The organism is Rhodococcus sp. M8 (assembly GCF_015654185.1).
Classification (GTDB): domain Bacteria; phylum Actinomycetota; class Actinomycetes; order Mycobacteriales; family Mycobacteriaceae; genus Rhodococcus; species Rhodococcus aetherivorans.
On the sequence record NZ_CP064065.1, the window covers coordinates 6,062,353 to 6,088,556 of the forward strand.

Annotated in this window: 23 protein-coding genes and 1 tRNA gene; 17 read left to right on the forward strand and 7 right to left on the reverse strand. The window is 71.0% G+C overall.

The genetic code is table 11. The features are described from left to right. Window positions 1–10 precede the first annotated feature (10 nt). Genes ISO16_RS27550 through ISO16_RS27565 form a run of 4 tightly spaced genes read left to right on the forward strand, consistent with a single transcriptional unit; the run spans window position 11 to window position 3,906 of the window. Entirely contained in the window at window positions 11–1,165 is a 1,155-nt protein-coding gene (locus tag ISO16_RS27550) for an isobutyryl-CoA dehydrogenase (protein ID WP_029542900.1), read from the forward strand. Then, the gene (locus ISO16_RS27555; RefSeq protein WP_072634961.1) at window positions 1,162–2,223 is read left to right on the forward strand and encodes an enoyl-CoA hydratase/isomerase family protein; all 1,062 of its coding nucleotides are present in this window, start codon (window positions 1,162–1,164) and stop codon (window positions 2,221–2,223) included. The genes ISO16_RS27550 and ISO16_RS27555 overlap by 4 nt, the downstream gene beginning before the upstream one ends. A 1-nt stretch (window position 2,224) precedes the next feature. Further along, the gene (gene mmsB, locus ISO16_RS27560) at window positions 2,225–3,133 is read left to right on the forward strand and encodes a 3-hydroxyisobutyrate dehydrogenase (protein ID WP_072634962.1); all 909 of its coding nucleotides are present in this window, start codon (window positions 2,225–2,227) and stop codon (window positions 3,131–3,133) included. Beyond that, window positions 3,130–3,906, forward strand: a complete 777-nt coding sequence (locus ISO16_RS27565; RefSeq protein ID WP_006940180.1) for an enoyl-CoA hydratase — start codon at window positions 3,130–3,132, stop codon at window positions 3,904–3,906. Before mmsB ends, ISO16_RS27565 begins: the two co-directional genes overlap by 4 nt. 54 nt (window positions 3,907–3,960) lie before the next feature. Here the strand turns inward: ISO16_RS27565 and ISO16_RS27570 are convergent, their stop codons facing one another. Next, window positions 3,961–4,488 (reverse strand): MarR family winged helix-turn-helix transcriptional regulator, encoded by a 528-nt coding sequence (locus ISO16_RS27570; RefSeq protein ID WP_006940181.1) that lies wholly within the window; start codon window positions 4,486–4,488, stop codon window positions 3,961–3,963. Window positions 4,489–4,677: 189 nt separating this feature from the next. On the opposite strand from ISO16_RS27570, the gene ISO16_RS27575 reads away from it, so the two are divergent. Next, window positions 4,678–5,223, forward strand: a complete 546-nt coding sequence (locus ISO16_RS27575) for an arsenate reductase/protein-tyrosine-phosphatase family protein (protein WP_006940182.1) — start codon at window positions 4,678–4,680, stop codon at window positions 5,221–5,223. On the opposite strand, the gene ISO16_RS27580 is transcribed toward ISO16_RS27575, so the two are convergent. The 3 genes from ISO16_RS27580 to ISO16_RS27590 form a co-directional block, all read right to left on the reverse strand. Continuing rightward, on the reverse strand, window positions 5,208–6,356 hold the full coding sequence (locus tag ISO16_RS27580) for a sulfotransferase family protein (RefSeq protein WP_006940183.1): 1,149 nt from the start codon (window positions 6,354–6,356) through the stop codon (window positions 5,208–5,210). The two genes, ISO16_RS27575 and ISO16_RS27580, sit on opposite strands and share 16 nt — an antisense overlap. Before the next feature lie 61 nt (window positions 6,357–6,417). Then, the gene (locus ISO16_RS27585) at window positions 6,418–7,221 is read right to left on the reverse strand and encodes an SDR family oxidoreductase (RefSeq protein WP_072634963.1); all 804 of its coding nucleotides are present in this window, start codon (window positions 7,219–7,221) and stop codon (window positions 6,418–6,420) included. Continuing rightward, window positions 7,218–8,384 (reverse strand): hypothetical protein, encoded by a 1,167-nt coding sequence (locus ISO16_RS27590; protein ID WP_065922709.1) that lies wholly within the window; start codon window positions 8,382–8,384, stop codon window positions 7,218–7,220. The genes ISO16_RS27585 and ISO16_RS27590 overlap by 4 nt, the downstream gene beginning before the upstream one ends. Window positions 8,385–8,467: 83 nt before the next feature. On the opposite strand from ISO16_RS27590, the gene ISO16_RS27595 reads away from it, so the two are divergent. From ISO16_RS27595 to ISO16_RS27620, 6 genes are all read left to right on the forward strand, one after another. Beyond that, window positions 8,468–9,382: an IclR family transcriptional regulator gene (locus ISO16_RS27595; protein WP_029542911.1), complete on the forward strand. Its 915-nt coding sequence runs from the start codon at window positions 8,468–8,470 to the stop codon at window positions 9,380–9,382. Between the two features lie 213 nt (window positions 9,383–9,595). Further along, window positions 9,596–10,513, forward strand: coding sequence for a sulfate adenylyltransferase subunit CysD (cysD, locus tag ISO16_RS27600; protein ID WP_029542913.1), 918 nt, complete (start codon window positions 9,596–9,598; stop codon window positions 10,511–10,513). After that, on the forward strand, window positions 10,513–12,348 hold the full coding sequence (gene cysC, locus ISO16_RS27605) for an adenylyl-sulfate kinase (protein ID WP_072634964.1): 1,836 nt from the start codon (window positions 10,513–10,515) through the stop codon (window positions 12,346–12,348). Before cysD ends, cysC begins: the two co-directional genes overlap by 1 nt. Next, on the forward strand, window positions 12,345–13,460 hold the full coding sequence (locus tag ISO16_RS27610) for a 3'(2'),5'-bisphosphate nucleotidase CysQ (RefSeq protein ID WP_006940198.1): 1,116 nt from the start codon (window positions 12,345–12,347) through the stop codon (window positions 13,458–13,460). The genes cysC and ISO16_RS27610 overlap by 4 nt, the downstream gene beginning before the upstream one ends. Before the next feature lie 53 nt (window positions 13,461–13,513). Beyond that, window positions 13,514–14,509 (forward strand): MBL fold metallo-hydrolase, encoded by a 996-nt coding sequence (locus ISO16_RS27615; protein WP_029542919.1) that lies wholly within the window; start codon window positions 13,514–13,516, stop codon window positions 14,507–14,509. Window positions 14,510–14,522: 13 nt separating this feature from the next. After that, window positions 14,523–14,903: a limonene-1,2-epoxide hydrolase family protein gene (locus ISO16_RS27620; RefSeq protein WP_072634965.1), complete on the forward strand. Its 381-nt coding sequence runs from the start codon at window positions 14,523–14,525 to the stop codon at window positions 14,901–14,903. 55 nt (window positions 14,904–14,958) lie between these two features. Here ISO16_RS27620 and ISO16_RS27625 read toward each other — a convergent pair. After that, a tRNA-Arg gene (locus ISO16_RS27625) sits at window positions 14,959–15,034 on the reverse strand. Window positions 15,035–15,274: 240 nt separating this feature from the next. On the opposite strand from ISO16_RS27625, the gene ISO16_RS27630 reads away from it, so the two are divergent. Next, the gene (locus ISO16_RS27630; RefSeq protein WP_072634966.1) at window positions 15,275–17,665 is read left to right on the forward strand and encodes a phosphoketolase family protein; all 2,391 of its coding nucleotides are present in this window, start codon (window positions 15,275–15,277) and stop codon (window positions 17,663–17,665) included. Window positions 17,666–17,744: 79 nt separating this feature from the next. On the opposite strand, the gene ISO16_RS27635 is transcribed toward ISO16_RS27630, so the two are convergent. Further along, window positions 17,745–18,455: a DUF305 domain-containing protein gene (locus ISO16_RS27635; RefSeq protein ID WP_072634967.1), complete on the reverse strand. Its 711-nt coding sequence runs from the start codon at window positions 18,453–18,455 to the stop codon at window positions 17,745–17,747. A 1-nt stretch (window position 18,456) separates the two neighbouring features. Continuing rightward, on the reverse strand, window positions 18,457–19,290 hold the full coding sequence (locus tag ISO16_RS27640; protein WP_072634968.1) for a DUF3105 domain-containing protein: 834 nt from the start codon (window positions 19,288–19,290) through the stop codon (window positions 18,457–18,459). 180 nt (window positions 19,291–19,470) lie between these two features. On the opposite strand from ISO16_RS27640, the gene argS reads away from it, so the two are divergent. Genes argS through thrB form a run of 5 tightly spaced genes read left to right on the forward strand, consistent with a single transcriptional unit; the run spans window position 19,471 to window position 25,979 of the window. Next, window positions 19,471–21,183 (forward strand): arginine--tRNA ligase, encoded by a 1,713-nt coding sequence (gene argS / locus ISO16_RS27645; protein WP_043797213.1) that lies wholly within the window; start codon window positions 19,471–19,473, stop codon window positions 21,181–21,183. After that, window positions 21,180–22,601 carry a diaminopimelate decarboxylase gene (gene lysA / locus ISO16_RS27650; RefSeq protein WP_006944385.1) on the forward strand — a complete coding sequence of 474 codons (1,422 nt, stop codon included), beginning with the start codon at window positions 21,180–21,182 and terminating at the stop codon, window positions 22,599–22,601. The genes argS and lysA overlap by 4 nt, the downstream gene beginning before the upstream one ends. Next, window positions 22,598–23,923 carry a homoserine dehydrogenase gene (locus ISO16_RS27655; protein ID WP_006944383.1) on the forward strand — a complete coding sequence of 442 codons (1,326 nt, stop codon included), beginning with the start codon at window positions 22,598–22,600 and terminating at the stop codon, window positions 23,921–23,923. Before lysA ends, ISO16_RS27655 begins: the two co-directional genes overlap by 4 nt. Further along, window positions 23,920–25,014, forward strand: a complete 1,095-nt coding sequence (gene thrC, locus ISO16_RS27660; protein ID WP_072634969.1) for a threonine synthase — start codon at window positions 23,920–23,922, stop codon at window positions 25,012–25,014. The genes ISO16_RS27655 and thrC overlap by 4 nt, the downstream gene beginning before the upstream one ends. A gap of 35 nt (window positions 25,015–25,049) precedes the next feature. Next, a complete protein-coding gene (gene thrB / locus ISO16_RS27665; protein WP_029542933.1) occupies window positions 25,050–25,979 on the forward strand; it encodes a homoserine kinase in 930 nt (309 codons plus the stop codon). The last annotated feature ends 225 nt before the right edge of the window (window positions 25,980–26,204 follow it).

Genomic DNA, 26,204 nt, shown 5'->3' on the forward strand with positions numbered 1-26,204 from the left:
CGAGATACCGATGTTCACCCTCACCGACGACGACCGGGCGATCCGCGACACCGCCCGCGACTTCGCCGCCGAGTTCCTCGCCCCGAACGCGGTCGAATGGGACCAGACCAAGCACTTCCCGGTCGACGTCCTGCGCAAGGCCGCGGCCCTCGGGATGGGCGGCATCTACGTCCGCGAGGACGTCGGCGGGTCGGGCCTGCGTCGCCTCGACTCCGTCCGGATCTTCGAGGAACTCGCCAAGGGCTGCCCGTCCATCGCCGCCTACATCTCCATCCACAACATGGTCACGTGGATGATCGACCGGTTCGGCAACGACGAGCAGCGCCGCCGTTGGGTCCCCGGGCTCTGCTCGATGGACCAGCTCGCGAGTTACTGCCTGACCGAGCCCGGCGCCGGCTCCGACGCGGCGGCCCTGAGCACCAGGGCCGTCCGCGACGGCGACGAGTACGTCCTCACCGGCGCCAAGCAGTTCATCTCCGGCGCCGGCACGTCGGACGTGTACGTGGTGATGGCCCGCACCGGCGAGCCCGGCCCGCGCGGCATCTCCGCGATCATCGTCCCGAAGGACACCCCCGGGCTGTCCTTCGGCGCCAACGAGAAGAAGATGGGCTGGAACGCCCAGCCCACCCGGCAGGTGATCTTCGACGGTGCCCGGGTGCCCGCCGAGAACCTGCTCGGCGAGGAGGGCAGCGGTTTCCGCATCGCCATGCACGGGCTCAACGGAGGCCGGCTCAACATCGCCGCGTGCTCGGTCGGCGGCGCTCAGGCCGCGCTCGACAAGACCGTCGGCTACCTCGCCGAACGCAAGGCGTTCGGCGAGCGGCTGCTCGACTCGCAGGCCCTGCAGTTCCGGCTCGCCGACATGCGCACCGGCATCGAGGCCTCCCGCACCCTGCTGTGGCGCGCGGCCGACGCGCTGGACCGGAATGCCGACGACGTGGTCGAGCTGTGCGCCATGGCGAAGCGATTCGCCACCGATGCCTGCTTCGACGCCGCCAACGACGCGCTGCAACTGCACGGCGGCTACGGCTATCTTGCCGAGTACGGGCTCGAGAAGATCGTGCGGGATCTGCGGGTGCATCAGATCCTCGAAGGAACCAACGAGATCATGCGGGTGGTCGTCGCGCGCAGCGTGGTGGCCGCGGCGCAGAACGGAGCAAAATGACCGAGACGGAAGACGTCCTCGTCCGGGTCTCCGGCGGCATCGGCCGGATCACCCTGAACCGGCCCAAGGCCATCAACGCCCTGAACTACGACATGGTGAAGGTGACGGCCGCCGCGCTCGGCGAGTGGGCCGGGGACGACTCGGTCCGTGCGGTCGTCGTGGACGGGGCGGGGGAGCGCGGCCTGTGCGCCGGCGGTGACATCGTCTCGATCTACCACGACGCCCGCGACGGGGGCACCGGCTCGCAGGACTTCTGGCGCGACGAGTACATCCTCAACGCCGCCATCGGCCGCTACCCGAAGCCGTACGTGGCGCTCATGGACGGCATCGTCATGGGCGGCGGCGTCGGGATCGCCGCCCACGGCAACGTCCGCGTCGTCACCGAACGCTCCACGATCGCGATGCCCGAAGTGGGCATCGGCTTCGTCCCCGACGTGGGCGGCACCTGGCTGCTCTCGCGCGCACCGGGCGAGCTCGGCACCCACCTCGCCCTGACCACCGGCCGGATGACGGCCGGCGACGCCATCGCCCTCGGTTTCGCCGACCACTTCGTGCCGTCCGAGGCGCTCGACAAGTTCGTCGCCGCCCTCGAATCCGGCACGGTCGACGAGGCGCTCGCCGAATTCGCCCAGCCGGCCCCGGAGTCGCCGCTGCTCGCGCAGCGCTCCTGGATCGACGCCGCCTACTCGGCGCCGACCGTCGAGGAGATCGTCGCCCGCCTGCAGGACGCCGAGGAGCCCGAGGCCCGCGCAGCCGCCGAGCAGATCCTCGGCAAGTCGCCCGTCGCGCTGAAGGTGACCCTGCGATCGGTGCGCCACGCCCGCGAACTCGGCAGCCTCGAAGAGGTGCTGAACGAGGAGTACCGGGTGTCCCTGGCGTCGTTGCGCTCGCACGACCTCGTCGAGGGCATCCGCGCGCAGGTGGTCGACAAGGACCGCAACCCGGCGTGGTCGCCGGCGACCCTCGCCGACGTCACCGACGCGGACGTCGACGCGTACTTCCAGCCACTCGGCGAGCTCGAACTCGGGCTCGTCGCACCCGAGAAGGAAAACGCCTGACATGAGCACACTGCCGAACGTCGCCTTCCTCGGTCTCGGCCACATGGGCGGGCCGATGGCCGCGAACCTCGTCAAGGCCGGCTACCCGGTCACCGGTTTCGACCCGGTGCCGGCGGCCCAGGAACAGGGCCGCGCCGACGGCCTCACGATCTCCGAGTCCGCGACCGACGCGGTCCGCGACGCCGACGTCGTGATCACGATGCTGCCCAACGGCGCCCTCGTGCTGAAGCTGTACGACGAGGTCCTGCCGGCCGCCCGGCCGAACACGCTGTTCGTCGACAGCTCCACCATCGACGTCGCCGACGCGCGCGCCGCCCACGAGAAGGCCGTGCAGGCCGGGCACCGCGCCATCGACGCGCCCGTCTCCGGCGGCGTGGCCGGTGCGGCCGCCGGCACCCTCGCCTTCATGGTCGGCGGGTCGGAGGAGGACTTCGAAGCCGCAAAGCCGCTGCTCGAGGTGATGGGTCGCAAGGTCGTGCACTGCGGCGGGTCCGGCGTCGGCCAGGCCGCCAAGATCTGCAACAACATGATCCTCGGCGTGTCGATGATCGCCATCAGCGAGGCCTTCGTGCTCGGCGAGAAGCTCGGACTGACCAACCAGGCCCTCTTCGACGTCGCGTCCAACGCCTCCGGCCAGTGCTGGGCGCTGACCAGCAACTGCCCGGTGCCCGGGCCGGTGCCCACCACCCCCGCCAACAACGACTACCAGCCCGGGTTCGCCGCCGCGCTCATGGACAAGGACCTCGGTCTGGCCGCGAACGCGTTGCGCGCCAACGGCGTCGACGCCGAGCTGGGGCTGCGGGCCGCGGAGATCTACCACCGCTTCAACGAGTCGGGTGGCGGCGGACTGGACTTCTCGGCCATCATCACCGAGATCCGCAACCGCTCGAAAGAACAGGAAACCCAGTGACGGACTTCGAGACGATCCTGCTCGACCGCAAGGACCGCGTCGGCATCATCACGCTGAACCGGCCCAAGGCGCTCAACGCCCTCAACAGCCAACTGATGCGTGAGGTGGTGGCGGCCGTCGAGGAGCTCGAGGCGGATGCCGGTATCGGCGCCATCCTGCTCACCGGCTCCGAGAAGGCGTTCGCCGCGGGCGCGGACATCAAGGAGATGGCGCCGAAGACGTTCTCCGAGGTGTACGCGGAAGACCTGTTCTCGCAGTGGGATCGGCTCTCCTCGGCCCGCAAGCCGATCATTGCCGCCGTCTCCGGGTACGCCCTCGGCGGCGGCTGCGAACTGGCCATGCTGTGCGACTTCATCATCGCCGCGGACACCGCCAAGTTCGGCCAGCCCGAGATCAAGCTCGGCGTCATCCCCGGCATCGGCGGCTCGCAGCGGCTCACCCGCGCCGTGGGCAAGGCCAAGGCGATGGACATGTGCCTGACCGGCCGGAACATGGACGCCGAGGAGGCCGAGCGCGCGGGCCTGGTGTCGCGCATCGTGCCGGCCGCGGACCTGTTCGACGTGGCGCTCGAGGCCGCGACCACGGTGGCGTCGATGTCGCTGCCCGTCGCGATGATGGCCAAGGAAGCGGTCAACCGGTCCTTCGAGACCACCCTCGCCGAGGGCGTGAAGTTCGAGCGGCGGGTGTTCCACTCGACGTTCGCCACCGCCGACCAGAAGGAAGGCATGGCCGCGTTCGTCGAGAAGCGCGCGCCGGAGTTCAAGCACGCCTGATCGTCGTCCTCGACCGGGGCCGTTCCGCATCCTGCGGGACGGCCCCGATCCGTGTCACCACCTGGTGGGATCGCCTCCGGTGTCGAAGTCGCCGGCGTCGCGGCGCAGGCCGGCCAGGATCCGCAGCAGCGTCTCGAGCTGGTCGTCGGGCACGCCGGGCCGGGCGAACACCTCGGCGTTGAGCTTCTCGGTGGTCTCGACGGCCAGCGCCCGCCCCTCGTCGGTCAGTTCGACCAGTGTGGCGCGACGGTCGCTCGGGTGCGGGGTGCGGCGCACGAGCCCCGCGGTCTCGAGCCGGTCCACGGCATTGGTGACGCTGGTGGGGTGGACCTGCAGCCGGGCGCTGGCCTTCGCCATGGGCAGCGCCCCGGTCCTGGTGAAGTGCAGCAGGGTCAGCAGTTCGTACCGGGCGAACGTGAGCCCGAACGGTTTGAGAACCTCCTCGACCCGCGCCATCATGATCTGCTGCGCGCGCATCACGGAGGTCACCGCGGCCATGCCGTCCGCGACCTCACCCCAGCCGTGGGCCGTCCACTGGCGGTGGGCCTCGGCGATCGGATCGAGCGGTAGGGGTGCGGGCATACGTCGATCATCCCATGTCGCACGGTCTGGACGTGACGTGGACACGGCTTCCGGACCCCGCCGGGGCGGCCCGCGAACCGGCCGCCGTGAGTGAACGACACGCGGCGCGCGTGCGAATGGCACGTGAACATCGCACGGCGCCGAAAATCGCGTCCCCTCCGCCCGATTCGCGGCGGCTAGAGTGCGCGCGTGCACATCCTGTTCGTCTGCAGCGGCAACGTCTGCCGGTCCGTGATCGCGGAGCGGCTGACGCGGGCCTACGCGTGCGAATCGGGGTGGGCCGACCTGACCGCCGAGAGCGCGGGCACGCGGGCCCTCGTCGGGTATCCCGTCGAACCCCGGGCGGCCGCGGTCATCGCCGGTCTCGGCGCCGACGCGAGCGACTTCCGCGCCCGCCGGGTGACCGCGACGATGGTCGAGGGCGCCGACCTGGTCCTGACCATGAGCGAGGAGCAGCGCGACCGGGTCGCCGGCCTGACCGCCGGCGCCGCGGCGAAGTCGTTCACCCTGACCGAGGCGCACCGCATCGCGACCGTCACCGGTGCGGAGACGATCGCCCGGCTCGACGCCTGCCGGGATCCCAGCGGCGCGGCCCGCACCCCGAACATCCCCGACCCGATCGGCCTGTCCGAGCAGGCGTTCGTCGAGACCGGGGATCTCATCGCCGCCGCGCTGTTCCCGCTGCTCGACGTCCTCGCCGCCGCGGCGGTCGCCGCGGGTCAGCGACAGGCGTAGTCCGGGAACCGCTCGTCCACCTCGGCGTCGCTCAGGCCGAAGTCCTCGAGCCGGTAGCGGTGCGCCGGCCGGCGATCCCCGCTGCGGCTCTCGGCGTGCAGCGCGGCCATCGCCTGTTCGGCGCCGGCGGTGAGCGGGATGCCGAACCGGTCGTAGATCGCGCCGACCGTGCCGAGGGGATCGGCGACGAAGTCGCGGTAGTCCACGTCGACGAACCGATCCGGGTGGTGCCGGCTCCGTGCCGCGGTGAACGTGTCGAGCCCGCGCGCCCACAGGTCGAGCTGGCTGCGCCCGAGGCTCGCGCCCCGGAAGGTGTGCGACCAGCCGTCGGTGGCGTGCGCGGCCAGGCTGCACACCGACGGGATCACGGTGCGCGGGTCGCGGTGGGTGACGACGATCAGCGCGTCGGGGTAGACGGTGAGCAGTTCGTCGAGTGCGAACAGGTGGCTCGGGTTCTTCAGGACCCAGCGCTTGCCGGCGTCGGGCAGCCCGATCAGCTGCAGGTTCCGGCGGTGCCGGGCGTACGCTCCGGTCCAGTCCTGCCGCGCGAGCCAGCGCGAGTAGGTGGGCAGGTGCGCGAGGCATTCGTAGGACACCGATCGGAAGGACTGCCGCAGCAGCTGCCAGCACTCCTCGACCTCGCCGGCGGACATGTAGTGCACACCCATGAACTCCGGGTGCTCGACGTGGTGCTGCGCGAACCCGGCCTCGATGGCCGCGAACGCCGGGTTCCCGGCCCACGTCTCGCGCGGCGGCCGTGGCTGCGGCAGCTCGGTCAGCCACATCTCGAGTCCCTGGTGGCCGGGGTCGGCGGTGAGCAGGCGGTGCAGCGCGGTGGTGCCGGTGCGGGGGAGGCCGGTGACGAAGATCGGCCGTTCGATCGCGACGTCGGCGTGCTCGGGGTGCGCGCGCCAGGCCGATTCGCTCAGCAGCCGCGCGACGAGGGCGCCGCGCAGGAACACCCGCGACATCTTGCTGCCGAGCGGGGTGAGGTGTTCGTCGCGCGCATACGAGTCGAGGAGGACGCCGAGGGCCCCGGTGTAGTCGTCGTCGCCGAAGTCGGTCAGGCCGGTCAGCCGCGTCGCGGAGGCGTGCAGGTCCTCGACGGTGCCGACGCTGGTGCGTTCACTCATGTATCTCCCTTCCCTGTGCGCGATTCTGGTAGTGCCGGCTACCGAAAACGCGCACGGCTGGTCAGTGGTGGTATTCGCCGCAGTTCACGTCCAGGCACTGGCCGGTGACGGCCCGTGCCAGCGGGGAAGCGAGGAAGATCACGGCGTCGGCCACCTCCTCGGTGGTGGGCAGGCGTTTGAGGTCGGTGCCCGCCGCGGTGTGCTGGTAGATCTGTTCGACGGTGGTGCCGTACTTCTCTGCCTGGTGCTCGAAGTACGCCTTCAGGGTTTCTCCCCAGATATAGCCGGGGGCAACGGAATTGACTCGGATCCCGTGAGGGCCGAGCTCGGTGGCGAGGGACTGTGACAGCGCGAGCAGAGCCGACTTGGCCAGTTTGTAGCTGCCGTAGCGCTCCTGCGAATGTCGCAGCACCATCGAATTGATGTTCACCACCGAGCCCTTCGTCTCGGTCAGGGCCTCGGTGAACAGTTGGGTCAGGCGCAGTGCGCCGAGGACGGTGAGTTCCACGCTGTCGCGGATGTGCTGGAAGTCGGTGCGTGCCAACGGTTTCATCGATGGAACCGAGAAGGCGTTGTTGACCAGGGTGTCGACCCGGCCGAACTCGCGGAGGGCCGTCTCGACCAGCCGGGACGCGGAGCCGGTGTCGGTGATGTCGGTCGGGACGGACAGGGCGCGCCGGCCCAGGGCGGTGATCTCGGCCGCGACGTCGTCGAGGCGGGCGGCGGTGCGGGCGGCGAGCACGACGTCGGCGCCGTGCTCGGCGCACCGCACCGCAAGGGTGCGGCCGAGTCCGGGCCCGACGCCGCTGACCACGACGGTCTGTCCGGCCAGCAGGGGGCTCGGGGTGGTGGTCACGGCGCTCACCCGAGCATCCGGTCGGCGATCGCGGTCTGGCGGGCGGCGATCCGCGCGGACCACTGCTGGGGCGTGACCCGGTTGTGGTCGAGGAACGGCAGTGCCGCGGCCAGGTCGTCGAACGGGACCACCCGGGCCGTCGGGCCGTCCGCGGTCGTGAGGTCGCGGGAGAGGCGCTGCCAGCGGAACTGCAGGAACCCGCGGCTGCGGCCCAGGGTCTCGACCCAGTTGGCGACGCCGGGATTGCGGGCGGAGACGACCATGCGGATCATCCCGTCCGGATCGACCTGGGCCTGTGTGTTGTTCAGCGACGTCTGGTGGTGGATGTAGTCGAGCGAGATATACCAGAGGCTGCCCAGCTGGAAGCCCTGGTAGGGCGCGTCGGAGGCGGGGACGGTGAGGATCATCGCCTCGTCGTCGCGCAGGTCGAAGTGCCCGACGGACGAGTACTGGGTGGCCAGGCCGCCGGGCGTCGGCCGCGGTTCGGTGACCGTGTTGACCGGAAGGTCGAGGTAGAACCACTGCGGGAACTGCAGCCACGTCCGCACCCGGGACACGAGCGCGCGCCCGGCCCGCCGGTAGCGAGCGGCGGCGTCGTCCTGCGTCGGCTCGGGCGGCGGTGTGCCGAGCGCGTCGACCCGGTCGATGCGCAGGGTGCCGCGCCGCTGGGACCAGTCGCTGTAGACCTCCCGGACGACGAGCTGGGACGAGCCGGGGGCGAGGGTGAAGTAGTTGTTTCCGGGGTCGGCAGGGCCGGGACCGAACCGGGCCTCGAAGGTGCCGTCGTCGGCGATGCGCAGCTCGCGGTCGTCGAACGCGGTGACGTTGCCGGGTACCTCGGCGTCGGTGTAGTTGCCGGCGAGCACCTGGAAGCTCAGGTCGCAGGTGGTGCCGCGGCGGCCGGTGACGACGTACTCGGCGTCGTCGCGGATGCGCGCCCCGAAGTAGAGGGTGTCGGGGTTGTCGAGCCCCATCTTCGTGTAGGGCCCGGTGCCGGTGACGAACGTGGGGTGGGGGCTCTCGGCCGCCCACGCCGAGTGGACGCAAGCGGTGATCCCGCCGGCGAGGTAGCGGTACCCCTCGACCAGGTCCTGCTCGGTGCGGATGTGCGGCGCCGTCGCGACGAGCTTCTCGGCCTCGGCGATGGCGGATGTGAGCGGATCGGTGAGCACACGATCTCCTTGCGGTTCAAATATGTACCGGTGCGGTAGGCTCTCGGTGCAGCGACGATAGAACGTGTTCCAAGGAGGCGTCAATGACCGAGGCCGCCGCGACGTCGTCCGCTCGGCGTTCGCCGCCGACCGAGCGGGTCGTGCAGGTCCTGGACCACCTGGTCGCGCACCCGGAGACCCGGTTCGGGCTCTCCGAGCTGGCGCGCCGGCTGGGCATGAGCAAGCCGACGTGCCTGGGGATCCTGACCGCCCTGACCGAGGCCGGCTACCTGATGCGCCATCCCGCCGACAGGACGTACGGCCTCGGTCCCGCGCTGATCGTCGCGGGCCGCGCCGCGCAGCGCGGCTTCGCCGTCGGTCCCGTCACCCACCGCCACCTGGCCGCGCTCGGCGCCGAGTTCGGTGCCACCTGCGCCGCGTCGGCGGTGGTGGGCGACCGCATCGCGGTCCTCGACGTCGCCGGGGCCGATCCGGACGGTGCCGGGGCGCGGGTGGGAGAGGTCTATCCGTTCGCGCCGCCGGTGGGCCTGATGTACGTGCTGTGGGACTCCGACGAGCGGCTCGAGCAGTGGCTCGCGCGCGAGCCGACGCTTCCGGTGCGGCTGGACCGGGACCGCCTGCGGGACGTGGTCGACGAGTGCCGCACCGCGGGATATCTGGTCGAGTCGCTCACCGCGGGCGGGCGGCGGTTGCACGCGCTCATGGCGGGCGTCGCGGCGCACGACCTGCCGTCCGAGCTGCGCGAACTGCTGGGGGAGATGGTGTCCAGCCTGGGGGAGCGGGTGCTGCTGACCGGGGCGGAACCGGCCGACGCCGAGCATCCGGTGAACCTGCTCGCCGCCCCCGCTTACGACGCGGACGGGCGGCAATCGGTGGTGCTCACTCTCCACGTGGGCGCGACCCTGGCCAACCGGGAGATCGCCCGGCGCGGGGCGGCCCTCGTGGCCACCGCCGAGGCCGTCACGCGCGAGCTCGGCGGGCGTCGCCCGGCCCGGTGACGCGGGCGTCGCCCGGCCCGGTGACGGCCGGGTGTTGCGGCCCCGGGGGACCGAGCGAATGGATCATGCCGTCGGTCTGATCGAGTGGGCGATACATTCGCTCGCACCCCGCGAGGCGTTGACCCGGAACTGAAACTCGTTCTATTGTTCGGGGCGAAACCTTTCGACCGAGCCGGTACATATTTGGACCGGCGCTCGTGAGCTGGAGCCCCGATGACCCTCACGCCGTCGTACGAACTGTCCCTGCTGCGCGCCCTCGAGGCCGAGTCCGTGCACATCTTCCGGGAGGTGGCGGCCACCTTCGAACGTCCCGTGCTGCTCTTCTCCGGAGGCAAGGACTCCGCGGTGATGCTGCACGTGGCGGCCAAGGCGTTCTGGCCGGCGCCGATCCCGTTTCCGGTGCTGCACATCGACACCGGCCACAACTTCCCCGAGGTCCTCGCCTACCGTGACGCCGAGGCGGCCCGCCGGAGGGTGCGCCTGCTGGTCGCCTCGGTGCAGGACGACATCGACGCCGGCCGGGCCGTCGAGGACGTCGGCCCGCGCGCGAGCCGCAACCGGCTGCAGACCCGAACGCTGTTGCGTGCCATCCGCGAAGGCGGATTCGACGCGGTGTTCGGCGGCGCCCGCCGCGACGAGGAGAAGGCCCGCGCCAAGGAACGCGTGTTCTCCTTCCGCGACGAGTTCGGGCAGTGGGATCCCAAGGCGCAGCGTCCCGAACTGTGGCAGCTGTACAACGGCCGGCACCGCCGCGGTGAGCACATCCGCGTGTTCCCGCTGTCCAACTGGACCGAACTCGACGTCTGGAACTACATCCGCGACGAAGGCATCGAGCTGCCGTCGCTCTACTACGCCCATCGCCGCACCGTCGTCGAGCGCGACGGAATGCTGCTGGCGCTCAACGAGTTCCTCGCTCTGCTGCCGGACGACGAGCCGCGCGACGCGCTGGTGCGGTTCCGCACGGTGGGCGACGCCACCTGCACGGGGTGCGTCGAATCCGCCGCCGCCACCCCCGACGAGGTGGTCGCCGAGGTCGCCGTCAGCCGCGTCACCGAGCGCGGCGCCACCCGCGCCGACGACCGCATCTCCGAGGCCGGCATGGAAGACCGCAAGAAGGAGGGCTACTTCTGATGACCCGGTTGCTGCGCATCGCGACCGCCGGCAGCGTCGACGACGGCAAGTCCACGCTGATCGGCCGGTTGCTCCACGATTCCAAGGCCGTGCCCGAGGACCAGCTCGACGCCGTCACCCGCACCAGCCGCGAGCGCGGCATGGACACCCCCGATCTGGCGCTGCTCACCGACGGACTGCGGGCGGAGCGGGAGCAGGGCATCACCATCGATGTCGCCCACCGCTACTTCTGTACCCCGCACCGCGCCTTCGTCGTCGCCGACACCCCCGGCCACGAGCAGTACACCCGGAACATGGTCACCGGCGCCTCGACCGCCGACCTCGCCCTCATTCTCGTCGACGCCCGCAAGGGCATCGTCGAGCAGACCCGCCGGCACGCCTTTCTCGCCAGCCTGCTCGGCGTCCCCCACCTCGTGCTGTGCGTCAACAAGATGGACCTGGTCGACTGGTCGCAACAGCGCTTCGACGAAATCTGCGCCGAATTCTCCTCGTTCGCAGCCAAACTCGACATCCACGACCTGACGTTCGTGCCGGTGTCGGCGCTGCTCGGCGACAACGTCGTCACGCGCACCACCATCATGACCTGGTACGAGGGCGCCTCGTTGCTGCACCGTCTCGAGCAGGTGCACGTCGACTCCGATCGCAACCTCATCGACGCGCGATTCCCCGTCCAGTACGTGCTCCGCCCCGGTCACGGGGAGCACCGCGACTTCCGCGGCTACGCCGGCACCGTCGCGAGCGGGGCGTTCGCCCCCGGCGACGAGGTGGTGGTGCTGCCCTCGGGCTACGGCACGCGTGTGCGCGCCGTCCACGGACCGGGCGGCGACCCGGTGCCGAGCGCCTTCGCGGGCAGCGCCGTGTGCCTCGAACTCGAGGACGACCTCGATGTGGGCCGCGGTGACATGCTGTGCCGCCCGGGGAACCGCCCGCTCGTCGGGCACGAGCTCGACGCGATGGTGTGCTGGCTCGCCGAGGGCCCAGGTCTCGCACCCGACGCCACCTACACCCTGCTGCACACCACCAACGCCACCGCCGCGCACGTGGTGCGGCTCGACTACCGGCTCGACGTCACCACCCTCCACCGCGACGGGACGGCACGATCGCTGACCCTCAACGAGATCGGACGGGTGCAGCTGCGGACCCGCCGTCCCGTGCTGTTCGACCCCTACCGGCGCAACCGGACCACCGGCAGCTTCGTGCTCGTCGACGACGCGACCGGCAGCACCGTCGCCGCCGGGATGATCACCGGACCCACCCTCGCCGCCGCCCCCGTCGTGTGGCACGCGGCGGAGGCGACCCGCGCCGAACGCCTCTCGCGCGGCGCGACGGTGTGGCTGACCGGCCTGTCGGCGTCGGGCAAGTCCACTGTCGCCGCGGCGCTCGAGCGGCGCCTGCTCGCGGCCGGTGTCCCGGCCTACCGGCTCGACGGCGACAACCTGCGCCACGGCCTCAACGCCGACCTCGGCTTCGGGCCGCGGGACCGCGCGGAGAACGTCCGGCGCGTCGGCGCGGTGGCGCAGCTGATGGCCGACGCGGGCCTGGTGACGATCTGCGCGCTCATCAGCCCGTACCGGTCCGACCGGGACCGGATCCGCGAGCAGCACCGGGAGGCCGGGCTGCCGTTCCTCGAGGTGTTCGTCGACACCCCGCTCGCCGACTGCGAGGCCCGCGATCCGAAGGGCATGTACGCCCGGGCCCGGGCCGGGGAGATCACCGGGTTCACCGGTATCGACGACCCCTACGAGGCGCCCACCCGGCCGGACCTGGTGCTGCGGCCGCAGGACGGCGATCCGGTCGCGCAGGCCGGGCTGGTCATGGAATTGTTGGCCCCATGACCGATGACGCCGCCCTCGCCGCCGAGATCGCCACCGCTGCAGGCGAACTGTTGCTGACCGTCCGCGCGGCCGAGGCCGACACGCTCACCGGTCGCGAACTCGGCCGCCGCGGCGACCGCGCCGCCGATACGTACATCCTCGAGCGGCTCGCCGCCGAGCGCCCCGGCGACGCGGTGCTCTCGGAGGAATCCGCCGATGATCCGGTGCGGGTGCACGCGAAGCGGGTGTGGATCGTCGACCCGTTGGACGGGTCCAAGGAGTACGGCATGCCGGACCACGAGGACTGGGCCGTGCACGTCGCGTTGTGGGAGGCCGGCAGGGGTATCACCGCCGCCGCCGTCGCTCAGCCGGCCGTCGGTGCCGTCTACGGCACCGACGACGTCCGTCCCGCCGAACTGCGGCCGCTGGCCGGCCGACGGCCCCGGATCGTCGTCAGCGGCAGCCGGCCGCCGGCCTTCGTCGCCGACGTCGCCCGGGCCGTCGGCGCCCACGTGGTGCGGATGGGTTCGGCCGGGGCCAAGGCCATGGCGGTGGTGCGTGGCGACGTCGATGCCTACGTGCACGCCGGCGGGCAGTGGGAGTGGGACTCCGCGGCGCCGGTGGGGGTCGCGCAGGCGGCGGGGCTGTACTGCGCCCGCATCGACGGCAGCGAGCTCGAGTACAACCGCCCCCATCCCTACATGCCGGACCTGGTGATCTGCCGGCCGGACTGGGCGCCGACCCTGATGGCCGCGATCGCCGAGCATGCCGGCGCGCCCACCGACAGCGCCCGCGTCGCCATGGCCCGCTCCTACATCCGCTCCCTCGTCGGACACGACGCATCACACGTGCGGCTCGCGGCCGACGCGTGGCGGGTCGAGAACGGCGTGCGCACCGGCGACAGCGGCGTCGAGATCCGCGACCGGCTCGAGCAGGGCCCCGAGTACCGCTCGATCCGTCGTGTGCGGGAGCTGACGTTTCGCGAGTGGGACGACAACGTCGTCGCGCGGTTCCTGCTCGACCTCGACGCCGGCGACGGCACCCTCACCGTGGCGGTCACCGAGCACTTCGCCATCCCAGCGGGGGAGATCCGGTCGATCATGGCGATCATCGAGCCGCACGAACCCAAATAGTTTACTGTTTGTGTTCATTGAATGGCTAACGATCGAGTAGCTCGGAGGACCCCATGGACCACGCCCGCGACATCGGCGACGGCATCTACCGCATCCCCGTACCGGTGAGCGACCTGCCGGTCGGCGACACCCAGGTGTATGCGATGGAGTCGCCGCGCGGGCTGGTCCTCGTCGACGTGGGCTGGAACGACGACACGTCCTGGGCCGCGCTGCAGGACGGCCTCGCCGCCGTCGGCGCCTCCGTCGCGGACGTCGAGGGGGTCGTCGTCACCCACTTCCATCCCGACCACGTCGGTCTGACCGGCCGGATCCGGGAGGCGTCGGGCTGCTGGGTCGGCATGCACGAGGACGACTTCGGCCAGCTCGAGCTCATGATCTCCGGCGACGGCAACGCCGAGTGGGAGGCCGAGCAGTGGCGCCGCGCCGGCGCCCCGGACGACCAGATCGCCACCTACCTCGACCGGGTGAACGGGGAACGCGCAACCGGCAAGCCCGACGTCCATCCCGACCGCAAGCTCGCCACCGACGAACGGATCACGCTCGCCGGCCGCACCCTGCGCACAGTGTTCACCCCCGGGCACACCCCCGGCCACGCCTGCTTCTACATCGAGGAGCACGACATCCTCTTCAGCGGCGACCACGTCCTCGCCACCACGACCCCGCACGTGGGCGACTTCGATTTCCCCCTCCCCGAACGCGACGCCCTCGGCGAATTCATCGACTCCCTGCGCGCCGTCGGCACGCTCCCGGCCCGGCGCACCCTGCCCGCGCACCGGCAGCCGATCGACGACCTCGCGGCCCGCACCGACGCGCTCGTCGAGCATCACGAGCGACGCCTCGACGATCTGTACGCGGCGTTCGGCGACGAGGAGCTGACGCTGTGGCAGGCTGCCGAGCGGATGACGTGGTACCGCCCCTGGGACCAGACTCCGCCCACGGGCAAGCAGATGGCGCTGTCCGAGGCCTCGGCGCACGTGCGGCACCTCATCGAGAGAGGCCGGGCGCGCCGGGTCCCGGGCACCGATCCGGCGCGCTTCGCCCGGGCCTGACGGAAGGAACCGCATGACCCCCGACGAGCTCGTCACCGAATTCTGCCGCCGCTGGGCCGATCCCGACCCGGCCGTGCTCGCGTCCTACTTCACCGACGACGCCGTCTACCACAACATCCCGATGGAACCGGTGCGCGGGCGCGCGGCGATCGAGGAGTTCATCGCCGGGTTCGTCGCCTCGTTCGGCGGCATCGATTTCCGCATCCGGCACCAGGCTGTCCACGGCGGCGTGGTGCTCAACGAGCGGGTCGACGTGTTCACGCTCGGGGGACGGACCGTCGAACTGCCGGTGATGGGGACTTTCGAGGTCGTCGACGGCAGGATCGCCGGCTGGCGCGACTACTTCGACATGGCGCCGATCACCGCGGCAGCGCAGCAGGGTCCGGCGGAGTAGCCGCCCGAGACGAGAACGGCCCCGCGTCGCAGTGCGACGCGGGGCCGTTCCGGCGTGGTGCCCTCGGCAGGATTCGAACCTGCGACTTCTTGCTCCGGAGGCAAGCGCTCTATCCCCTGAGCTACGAGGGCGTTCCGGACTCCACCGGTTGCTCGGTGGGGCGGGAGTTAGCGTAGCGCATTGTCGGCGATACGCCACATCGCCTGGTCGGAGGGGGTTTCTCCGGCGCTCGTCGGGTATCCGGCAGGCACGGATGCGCCGTCCGGGAGGAACTCTTCGGCGAGTGTTTCCCGGAACGGCCGGCGTGGGCCACCCGCGCGGGGCAGGCTCGAACACGAAACCGGACGCACACCTGCAGGAGAGGACCGTACGTGGACGCAGGACCCGACACGGCAACCCGCACCGGACCGCTGAGCCGAGAGGAGCTCGCCGCGCTCGACACCTGGTGGCGAGCCGCGAACTACCTGTCGGTGGGGCAGATCTACCTCATGGGCAACCCCCTGCTGCGCGAGCCGTTGCGTCCCGAGCACATCAAGCCCCGGCTGCTCGGACACTGGGGCACCACCCCGGGGCTGAACTTCGTCTATGCCCACCTCAACCGCGCGATCGCCGCCCGCGAGCTGGACGTGATGTACGTGATGGGCCCCGGCCACGGCGGGCCCGGGCCGGTCGCCGCAGCCTGGCTCGAGGGCACCTACAGCGAGATCTACCCCGACGTGTCCCAGGATGCGGACGGCATGGCCCGGCTGTTCACCCAGTTCTCGTTCCCCGGCGGCATCCCCAGCCACGTCGCCCCCGAGACACCCGGGTCCATCCACGAGGGCGGCGAGCTCGGGTACGCCCTGTCGCACGCCTACGGCGCCGCCTTCGACAACCCGGACCTGATCGTCGCTGCCGTGGTGGGCGACGGCGAGGCCGAGACCGGCCCGCTGGCCACCAGCTGGCACTCCACCAAGTTCGTCGACCCGCGCCGGGACGGCGCCGTGCTGCCGATCCTGCACCTGAACGGGTACAAGATCGCCAATCCGACCGTCCTCGCCCGCATCGAACACGAGGAACTCGAGCACCTGCTCCGCGGCTACGGCCACGATCCGGTATTCGTCGAGGGCTCCGATCCCGAGCGCATGCACCAGGCGTTCGCGGCGGCCCTGGACCACTGCGTCGATGCGATCCTCGAGATCCGGCGCCGCGCCCGCCGCGACGGGGTCACCGACCGGCCGCGCTGGCCGATGATCGTGCTGCGTTCCCCGAAGGGCTGGACCGGACCGAAGGAGGTCGACGGTCTCCCGGTCGAAGGGTACTGGCGCTCGCACCAGGTGCCCTTCGCCAATGCCCGCGACGACGAAAGCCACCGCAAGATTCTCGAGGAGTGGCTGCGCAGTTACCGGCCCGAGGAACTGTTCGACGACCACGGTGCCCCCGTGCCCGCGATCCGCGACCTGCACCCGGCGGGGGAGCGGCGGATGAGCGCCAACCCCCATGCCAACGGCGGGCCGCTCGTACGAGACCTGGCGTTGCCGGACTTCCGCGACTACGCCGTGCCGGTCGAGGCTCCCGGCACCGGCAGCGTCGAATCGACTCGCGTGCTCGGTACCTTCCTGCGCGACGTCATGCGCGAGAACACAAGCACCTTCCGCGTGTTCTCACCGGACGAGAACAACTCCAACCGCCTCGGTCCCGTCCTCGAGGCCACCGCACGCACCTGGAACGCCCGCATCCTGCCCACCGACGACCGGCTCGCCCCCGACGGACGGGTGATGGAGATCCTGTCCGAGCACACCTGCCAGGGCTGGCTCGAGGGCTATCTGCTGACCGGCCGGCACGGCTTCTTCTCCTGCTACGAGGCCTTCGTCCACATCGTCGACTCGATGTTCAACCAGCACGCCAAGTGGCTGCGCACCACCAACGGCATCGACTGGCGCCGGCCGATCCCGTCGCTGAACTATCTGCTCACCTCGCACGTGTGGCGGCAGGACCACAACGGCTTCTCGCACCAGGATCCGGGCTTCATCGACCACGTGGTCAACAAGAAGGCCGACGTCATCCGCGTGTACCTGCCGCCGGACGCGAACACCCTGCTGTCGGTGGCCGACCACTGCCTGCGCACCCGGCAGTACGTCAACGTGATCGTCGCCGGCAAGCAACCGCAACTGCAGTACCTCGACATGGATGCGGCAATCGTGCACTGCACCAAGGGAATCGGGATCTGGGACTGGGCGGGCACCGACAAGGGGGTCGAACCCGACGTGGTGCTCGGCTGCGCCGGCGACGTGCCCACCATGGAAACCCTCGCCGCCGTGGAGATCCTGCTCGAATGGTTCCCCGACCTGAAGATCCGCGTCGTGAACGTCGTGGATCTGATGCGGCTGCAGGACCACACGGAGCATCCGCACGGACTGTCGGACCGCGAATTCGACTCGCTGTTCACCACGGACAAGCCGGTGATCTTCGCCTACCACGGCTACCCGTGGCTGATCCACCGCCTGACGTACCGGCGTACCAACCACGACAACATCCATGTGCGCGGGTACAAGGAGGAGGGCACCACCACCACGCCGTTCGACATGTGCGTGCTCAACCAGATCGACCGGTTCGACCTCGCCATGGACGTCGTCGACCGGGTGCCCCGTCTGCATCCGATCTCCGCGTATGCGCGCGAGTACCTGAAGAACCGGCTGGTCGAGCACCACCAGTTCATCCGCACCCACGGGGAGGACATGCCCGACATCCGCGACTGGGAGTGGGGCCGGGCCGGACGGTAGACACCGACGGGGGACCCGGACGGTACACACCGACGGGGGACGGCCCGGTGGGCCGTCCCCCGTCCGCGGGTCCGGTCGGTCAGTTCATCGGCAGCGGCTGCGCGCCCCGCTCCGCCAGCATCGACGTCATGAGCTCCGACTCGCTGGTCTGGGTGTCGACCATCGTCTGCGCCAGGGTCCGTACCGCCGGCTGGCCCGCGTACTGCGCGCCGTACTCCATCATCGGCAGCCCGCCCTCGTGGTGGCGCAGCATCAGCTGCAGGAACAGCACGTCGAGTTCCGGGCCGGTGGCGCGGCGCAGGTTCGCCAGGTCCTCGGACGTCGCCATGCCGGGCATCCGGCCGGCGCCGCCGCCGTCGGAGTTGCTCGTGCTCCCGTGGTCGTGGCCGGACTCCTCGGTCATCCACGTCATGTAGTCACCGGTGGGCAGCAGCGGCTGCCCCCACAGCGACAGCCAGCCCTGCATCTGCCCGACCTGGTTCTGCTGGGTGGTGAGGATGTCGTACGCGAGGTTGCGCACCCGCTGGTCGCCCGACACCGTCAACGCGACGGTGGCCATCTCGATCGCCTGGCTGTGGTGGACGGTCATGTCCTGGGCGAATCCCACGTCGACGGAGGCGGCGGCCGGCGTCGCCGGCGGCGAGTCCTCGAGCGGGATGCGGGCGAGGAACCCGAGCAGGAAACCGATCGCGACGGCGGCGACGAGACCGAGGATCAGCAGCGCCCTGCGTCGGCCCGTCTCCTGGGGGGTGGGAGTCCCCTGGGCGGTGGGAGCGGAATCGTGCGTCACGTCAGCTCCCCGCCGGGGCCTGCATGTCGGCCGGCACCTGCTCGGTGCCGTCCACCGTGCCGCCGTCCATCGGCACCGCGTCCGGACCGGGGGCGGAGGGATCGAACGGCGGCGGATTGCTCGGGTCGTACGAGCCGGGCAGCGTGGAGCAGCTCGCGCCGACCTCCGGGTAGGCGTAGCGGTTCAGCCGCAGCGACGCGATGAAGTGGTCGATCCGCTCGTCGTCGGCGGCGTCCACCTTCAGCTGATGCCCCCACGACTGCAGGGCGATCGGAGCGTCGAGGCCCGGGTACGGCGACATCATCAGGTAGGACTTGCCGTCCACCTTCGCCGCGAGCGCGTCGACGCCCGCCTGGTCGACCTGGTCGGGGTTGTACGTGATCCACACCGCGCCGTGCTCGAGCGAGTGCACGGCGTTCTCGGTGCGGATCGCCTCCGGGTACACGGTGCCGGTGCACGTGGCCCAGATCGCGTCGTGCGGCCCGCCGAACGGCGGGCTCTGGTCGTACGCGACGCGCTGCGTGGACCCGATGTGCTGACCGGCGGGGTAGTCGACCGTCACGACCCCCTCGATCGCAGTCGACGGGTCCTGATTCGACTCGGACGGCGTCCACTCCGCGAGCGCCTGGGAGTCCTGGTACTTCGGGATGATGCTGGCGGCGATGACCGCGACCAGCGCGACCACCGCGACCACGCCGCCGATCAGAAGCCACGGAATCTGCCGCTGCTTGGGCAGGCCGCGACCGCCGCTCTTCTTCTGGGCGGCCTTGATCGCCTTCGCAGACTTGGCACCGGACTTCTTGCCGGAACCGCCACTTACCGAACCGCTGGGCATCGTTGGGTGCTCTTTCGACGGATGGACAACAGAGGGCGCACGACGCTCGGTCCGCGCGTGCTCTGTCAACTCTACGGGCGGGCGGCGGGCAGGCATCCCTGCGGCGGGCGGGCCGTGACCGCGACAACAGGCCGGACCGGCGTCACGCCGGGTGGGACGGAGCCAATAGGATAGAGACCCGTGACTCCTGCCGACCTTGCCGAATTGCTCCACGGAACCGCTGCGAGGGTGCTCGCCGAGCGCGACCTCGACGTGTCCGTCCTGCCCGAGACCCTGACGGTCGAGCGGCCGCGCAACCCGGAGCACGGCGATTACGCGACCAACGTCGCGATGCAGGTCGCGAAGAAGGCCGGCGTCAACCCGCGGGAACTCGCGGGCTGGCTCGCCGAGGCCCTCACCGCCGCCGACGGCATCGAGTCCGCCGAGGTGGCCGGCCCGGGCTTCCTGAACATCCGCCTCGCCGCCGACGCCCAGGGCGCGATCGTCGCCCAGGTGCTCACCGAGGGCGCCGCGTACGGCAACTCGGACGCGCTGGCCGGAACCCGCATCAACCTCGAGTTCGTCTCCGCGAACCCCACGGGGCCCATCCACCTCGGCGGCACCCGCTGGGCCGCGGTCGGCGACGCCCTCGGCCGGATCCTCACCACGCAGGGCGGCGACGTCACCCGCGAGTACTACTTCAACGACCACGGCGCCCAGATCGACCGGTTCACCCGCTCGTTGATCGCCGCGGCACAGGGGCAGCCCGCGCCGGAGGACGGCTACGCCGGCGCGTACATCGCCGACATCGCGCAGGCCGTGCTGCAGCAGCGCCCGGACGCGCTCGCGCTGCCCGAAGAGGAGCGGCACGAGGTGTTCCGCTCGATCGGCGTCGAACTGATGTTCGCGCACATCAAGCGCACCCTGCACGAGTTCGGTGTCGACTTCGACGTGTACTTCCACGAGAACTCCCTGTTCGAGTCCGGCGCCGTGGAGAAGGCCGTCGAGACACTCAAGACCTCCGGGAGCCTGTACCACCAGGACGGCGCGTGGTGGCTCAAGAGCACCGACTTCGGCGACGACAAGGACCGCGTCGTCATCAAGAGCGACGGCAACGCCGCCTACATCGCCGGTGACATCGCCTACTTCCAGGACAAGCGGTCGCGCGGCTTCGACCTGTGCATCTACATGCTCGGCGCGGACCACCACGGCTACATCGGCCGGCTCAAGGCCGCGGCCGCCGCGTTCGGCGACGACCCGGACACCGTCGAGGTGATGATCGGGCAGATGGTCAACCTCGTGCGCGGCGGCGTCGCCGTGAAGATGAGCAAGCGCGCCGGCACGGTCATCACCCTCGACGACCTCGTCGAGGCGATCGGCGTGGACGCCGCCCGCTACGCGCTGGTGCGCTCGTCGGTGGACCAGAGCATCGACATCGACCTCGAGCTGTGGGCCAGCACCACCAACGAGAACCCGGTCTACTACGTCCAGTACGCGCACGCCCGGCTCTCGTCCATCGCCCGGGGCGCCGCCGAGCTCGGTCTCGGCGCCGAGAACACCGCCGAGCTCGGTCTCGGCGCCGAGAACACCGCCGAGCTCGGTCTCGGCGCCGAGAACGCCGACCTGGCCCTGCTCACCCACGAGCGCGAGGGCGACCTGATCCGCACGATCGGCGAGTACCCGCGCGTCCTCGCCAAGGCCGCCGAACTGCGGGAACCGCACCGCGTCGCGCGGTACCTCGAGGAACTCGCCGGCACCTACCACCGCTTCTACGACTCCTGCCGCATCCTGCCGCAGGGCGACGAGGAGCCCGGCCCGCTGCACGCGGCGCGGCTCGCGCTGTGCGCGGCGACCCGTCAGGTGCTGGCCAACGGGCTCGGACTGCTCGGCGTGAGCGCCCCGGAGCGGATGTGAACGCGCACCCCGCCGGTCCCCGGCACGCCGAGATCCCGCACGCACCGGGCCTGACCGAGCGGCCCGCGAACGCCGGCGAGCTGAACCTGCTGCACCCGAACGTGTGGCCCCGCAACGCGCGGCGCGGCGACGACGGCGTCGTGACGATCGCCGGCGTGCCCGTCACCGAACTCGCGGAGAGATACGGCACCCCGCTCTTCGTCGTCGACGAGGACGACTTCCGCTCCCGGTGCCGGGACATCGCGGCCGCGTTCGGGCCGGGCGCGAAGGTGCACTACGCGTCGAAGGCGTTCCTGTGCACCGAGATCGCGCGCTGGGTCGAGCAGGAGGGCCTGTCCCTCGACGTCTCGACCGGCGGTGAGCTCGCCGTCGCGCTGCGCGCCGGCTTCCCGGCCGGGAAGATCGCCATGCACGGCAACAACAAGTCCGTGGCCGAGCTGCGGACCGCCGTCGCCGCAGGCGTCGGGCACATCGTCCTGGACTCCATGTCGGAGATCGACCTGCTCGACGCGGTCGCCGCCGAACTCGACGTCGTGCAGGACGTGCTGATCCGCGTCACGGTCGGCGTCGAGGCGCACACCCACGAGTTCATCTCCACCGCGCACGAGGACCAGAAGTTCGGGCTGTCCCTGGCCGGCGGGGTGGCCATGGCCGCGGTCCGCAAGGTGTTCGCGAGCGATCACCTGCGCCTGGTCGGCCTGCACAGCCACATCGGCTCGCAGATCTTCGACGTCGACGGGTTCGAGCTCGCCGCGCACCGGGTCATCGGCCTGCTGCGCGATGCCGTCCACGAATTCGGCGTCGACAAGACCGCGCAGATGAACATCGTCGACCTCGGCGGCGGCCTCGGCATCTCCTACGTGCCCAGCGACGACCCGCCGCCCGTGGAGGAACTCGCTGCCAAGCTGCGGCACATCGTGCAGACCGAGTCCGCACTCGCCGGCCTGCCCGAGCCGACGCTCGCGGTCGAGCCCGGACGCGCGATCGCCGGCCCCGGCACCGTGACCCTCTACGAGGTGGGCACCATCAAGGACGTCGCGGTGGGGGCTCACCAGGCACGCCGCTACATCAGCGTCGACGGCGGCATGAGCGACAACATCCGCACCTCCCTGTACCAGGCCGAGTACGAGGCCCGCCTGGTGTCGCGGTCCAGCGACGCGGAGCCCGTCGTGTCCCGCGTCGTCGGCAAGCACTGCGAGAGCGGCGACATCGTCATCCGCGACGCCTGGATGCCCGCCGACCTCGAAGCCGGCGACCTGTTGGCCGTCGCCGCGACCGGTGCATACTGCTACTCGATGTCCAGCAGGTACAACCTGCTGCCCCGGCCCGCCGTCGTGGCGGTCAAGGACGGCGCCGCCCGCGTCGTCCTGCGTCGGGAAACCGTGGAAGATCTGCTCAGCTTGGAGGTTACGGAGTGACGACCGAAGCGGTGACCAACGAACCGGGGCAGCGCCCGATCGGTGTGGCTGTGCTCGGGCACGGCACCGTCGGAGCCGAGGTCGTGCGCATCATCCGCGACGATGCCACCGATCTCGAGGCGCGCATCGGCGCGCCGCTCGAGCTGCGGGGCGTGGCCGTGCGCACCGTCCGCGACGACCGCGGCATCCCGCAGGACCTGCTCACCACGGACGCCGAGGGCCTGATCGCCCGCGACGACGTCGACATCGTGGTGGAGGTCATCGGCGGCATCGAACTGCCGCGCAAGCTCGTCCGCACGGCCCTGGACTCGGGCAAATCCGTGGTCACCGCCAACAAGGCCCTGCTCGCTGAGTACACGGGCGAGCTCGCCGAGGCCGCCGAGGCCAAGCGCGTGGACCTGTACTTCGAGGCGGCCGTCGCCGGCGCCATCCCGGTCATCCGGCCCCTCACCCAGTCCCTCGCCGGTGACAAGGTGAACCGGGTCCTCGGCATCGTCAACGGCACCACCAACTACATCCTCTCGGCCATGGACGAGACCGGCGCCGACTACGCCGAGACCCTCGCCGAGGCGGTCCGGCTCGGATACGCCGAGGCCGACCCGACGGCCGACGTCGAGGGCTTCGACGCCGCGTCCAAGGCTGCGATCCTGGCCTCGATCGCCTTCCACACCCGCGTCACCGCCGGCGACGTCTACCGCGAGGGCATCTCGAAGATCACCGCCGCCGACCTGACCACCGCGCGGGCGCTGAACTGCACCGTCAAGCTGCTGGCCATCTGCGAGCGGATCACCACCGACGGCAAGGACCGGGTCTCGGCGCGCGTCTATCCGGCCCTGGTGCCGCGCGAGCATCCCCTCGCCGCCGTCAACGGTGCGTTCAACGCGGTCGTCGTCGAGGCCGAGGCATCGGGCCGTCTGATGTTCTACGGCCAGGGTGCCGGCGGTTCGCCCACCGCCTCCGCGGTGATGGGCGACCTCGTGATGGCCGCCCGCAACCGGGTGCACGGGGGCCGGGGCCCGCGCGAATCACGGTACGCCGACCTCGAGATCGCCCCGATGAGCGACATCGTCACCCGCTACTACGTCAACCTGCAGGTCGCGGACCGGGCCGGCGTGCTCTCGGCGGTGGCCGCGGAGTTCGCCAAGCGGGACGTGAGCATCGCCGCCGTGCGCCAGGAGGGCGCCGGCGACGGAGCCCGCCTGGTGGTGCTGACCCATTGCGCCACCGACAAGGCGCTGTCGGACACCGTCGCAGCGCTCGACCAACTCGAATCCGTGATCGCTGTGACCAGCGTCCTGAGACTGGAGGGATCCGCCGAATGAGCGCGCCCGAGAAGAACACCGCCACCCCCGTGCACACCCCGTGGCCGGGTCTGATCGAGGCGTACCGTGACCGGCTCCCGATCGGCGACAACTGGAAGACCATCACCCTCCGCGAGGGCGGCACCCCGCTGCTGCCCGCGGCGCACCTGTCGGAACTGACCGGTTGCGAGGTGCACCTGAAGGTCGAGGGCCTGAACCCGACCGGCTCGTTCAAGGACCGCGGCATGACGATGGCCGTCACCGACGCCCTCGCCCGCGGCCAGCAGGCCGTGCTGTGCGCCTCCACCGGCAACACCTCCGCCTCGGCGGCCGCATACGCCGTCAAGGCCGGCATGGGCTGCGCGGTGCTCGTGCCGGACGGCAAGATCGCGATGGGCAAGCTGGCCCAGGCGGTCATGTACGGCGCGAAGATCATCCAGGTCCAGGGCAACTTCGACGACTGTCTCGAGCTCGCCCGCAAGACCACCGCCGAGTTCCCCACCATCGGGCTGGTGAACTCCGTCAACCCCGTGCGCATCGAGGGGCAGAAGACGGCGGCGTTCGAGATCGCCGACGCGCTCGGCGACGCCCCCGACGTGCACGTGCTGCCCGTCGGCAACGCCGGCAACATCACCGCCTACTGGCGCGGCTACACCGAGTACTTCGCGGACGGCCTCACCACCCGCAAGCCGCGCATGCTCGGCGTCCAGGCCGCGGGCGCGGCACCGCTGGTGCACGGCGCCCCCGTCAAGGACCCCGAGACCATCGCCACCGCCATCCGCATCGGCGCCCCGGCGTCGTGGAACGGGGCGATGACCGCCAAGGAGGAGTCCGGCGGCGCGTTCCGGGCGGCCACCGACGAGGAGATCCTCGAGGCGTACCGGCTCGTCGCCGCCACCGAAGGCGTGTTCGTCGAACCGGCGTCCGCCGCGTCGATCGCCGGTCTGCTCGCCGCCCGCAAGGAGGGCTGGCTCGATTCCGGGCTGAAGGTCGTGTGCACCGTCACCGGCAACGGCCTGAAGGATCCCGACACGGCGCTGCTCGGGATGCCGCAGGTGGAGCCGATCCCGGTCGATCCGGTCGCTGTGGCCGCGGCGCTCGAGCTGGCCTAGTGACCGCCGCGCCCTCCTCCGTTGGGAAAGACGACATGACGCAGACGCTGCCCGTAGGGATCTCCGTGACCGCCCGGGTCCCGGCCTCGAGCGCGAATCTGGGCCCCGGTTTCGATTCGCTCGGGCTGGCCGTCGGGTTGTACGACGAGATCACGGTCACCACAACCGCATCGGGCCTCGAGGTGCGCGTCGAGGGCGAGGGCGCCGAAGAGGTGCCGTGGGGACCGTCGCACCTGGTGGTGCGGGCGGTCGAGCGTGGCCTCGAGGCCGCCGGAGTGTGGGCCGACGGCCTGGATGTGTTGTGCCGCAACGTTATTCCGCACTCGCGCGGCCTCGGCTCGTCGGCCTCGGCGGTCGTCGGAGGCCTGGCGGCCGCCAACGGGCTGGTGCGCAAGGTGGCTCCGGAGCGCGTGCTCGACGAGGCGCAGCTCGTCCAGCTCGCCTCCGAATTCGAGGGCCACCCGGACAATGCCTCCGCCAGCATCCTCGGCGGCGCGGTCGTGTCGTGGAGCGAGTCGGTCGTCGGCGACGAACAGCGCACCTACCGCGCGGTGCCCCTCACGGTCCACCCGGCGATCCGGGTCGTCGTGCTGGTGCCGTCGTCGCGCTCGTCCACCGCGCACACCCGCGGGCTGCTCCCCGATCTGGTGCCGCACCGCGACGCGGCGTTCAACGTCAGCCGCGCGGCGCTGGCCGTCGTCGCCCTCACCGAGCGGCCGGACCTGCTGATGCCGGCGACGGAGGACCTGCTGCACCAGGCGCAGCGCGCCCCGGCCCTGCCGCTGACCACCAAGTGGATCGCCGCCCTGCGCGCGGCGGGCATTCCCGCCGCGGTCTCCGGTGCCGGCCCCACGGTCCTCGCCCTCACGACCGAGTCGTTCCCCGCGGATCTGCGCGCGGCCGCGGAGGCCGACGACATGACCGTGCTCGAACTCGACGTCGCGGACGGCGTGCAGGTCGTGTGAGCGAGCCCGAACCTCTCGAGTCGGGCGCGAACCCCCGGGCGACGCGCCCGGGGGCTTCTTCTTGCTCAACGTACAGTTCGTCGCTATTCTGTGCTTAGTCCGCACGTCGTGCGTTTCAGTCGCTGGCTTTTCCAGGGCATTCACTCCAGATCCATCGGGGCGATCGATCCTGGATCGATCCTCACCTGACCTCGTTTCGGGGAGATGGACCGACCGCACCTGCCG

Bases quoted from the DNA above. Each gene is read 5' to 3' on its own strand.
- ISO16_RS27550 (WP_029542900.1), top strand. From the start codon at position 11: ATGTTCACCCTCACCGACGACGACCGGGCGATCCGCGACACCGCCCGC.
- ISO16_RS27555 (WP_072634961.1), top strand. From the start codon at position 1,162: ATGACCGAGACGGAAGACGTCCTCGTCCGGGTCTCCGGCGGCATCGGC.
- mmsB (WP_072634962.1), top strand. From the start codon at position 2,225: ATGAGCACACTGCCGAACGTCGCCTTCCTCGGTCTCGGCCACATGGGC.
- ISO16_RS27570 (WP_006940181.1), bottom strand. From the start codon at position 4,488: ATGCCCGCACCCCTACCGCTCGATCCGATCGCCGAGGCCCACCGCCAG.
- ISO16_RS27580 (WP_006940183.1), bottom strand. From the start codon at position 6,356: ATGAGTGAACGCACCAGCGTCGGCACCGTCGAGGACCTGCACGCCTCC.
- ISO16_RS27595 (WP_029542911.1), top strand. From the start codon at position 8,468: ATGACCGAGGCCGCCGCGACGTCGTCCGCTCGGCGTTCGCCGCCGACC.
- cysD (WP_029542913.1), top strand. From the start codon at position 9,596: ATGACCCTCACGCCGTCGTACGAACTGTCCCTGCTGCGCGCCCTCGAG.
- cysC (WP_072634964.1), top strand. From the start codon at position 10,513: ATGACCCGGTTGCTGCGCATCGCGACCGCCGGCAGCGTCGACGACGGC.
- ISO16_RS27610 (WP_006940198.1), top strand. From the start codon at position 12,345: ATGACCGATGACGCCGCCCTCGCCGCCGAGATCGCCACCGCTGCAGGC.
- ISO16_RS27615 (WP_029542919.1), top strand. From the start codon at position 13,514: ATGGACCACGCCCGCGACATCGGCGACGGCATCTACCGCATCCCCGTA.
- ISO16_RS27620 (WP_072634965.1), top strand. From the start codon at position 14,523: ATGACCCCCGACGAGCTCGTCACCGAATTCTGCCGCCGCTGGGCCGAT.
- ISO16_RS27640 (WP_072634968.1), bottom strand. From the start codon at position 19,290: ATGCCCAGCGGTTCGGTAAGTGGCGGTTCCGGCAAGAAGTCCGGTGCC.
- thrC (WP_072634969.1), top strand. From the start codon at position 23,920: ATGAGCGCGCCCGAGAAGAACACCGCCACCCCCGTGCACACCCCGTGG.
- thrB (WP_029542933.1), top strand. From the start codon at position 25,050: ATGACGCAGACGCTGCCCGTAGGGATCTCCGTGACCGCCCGGGTCCCG.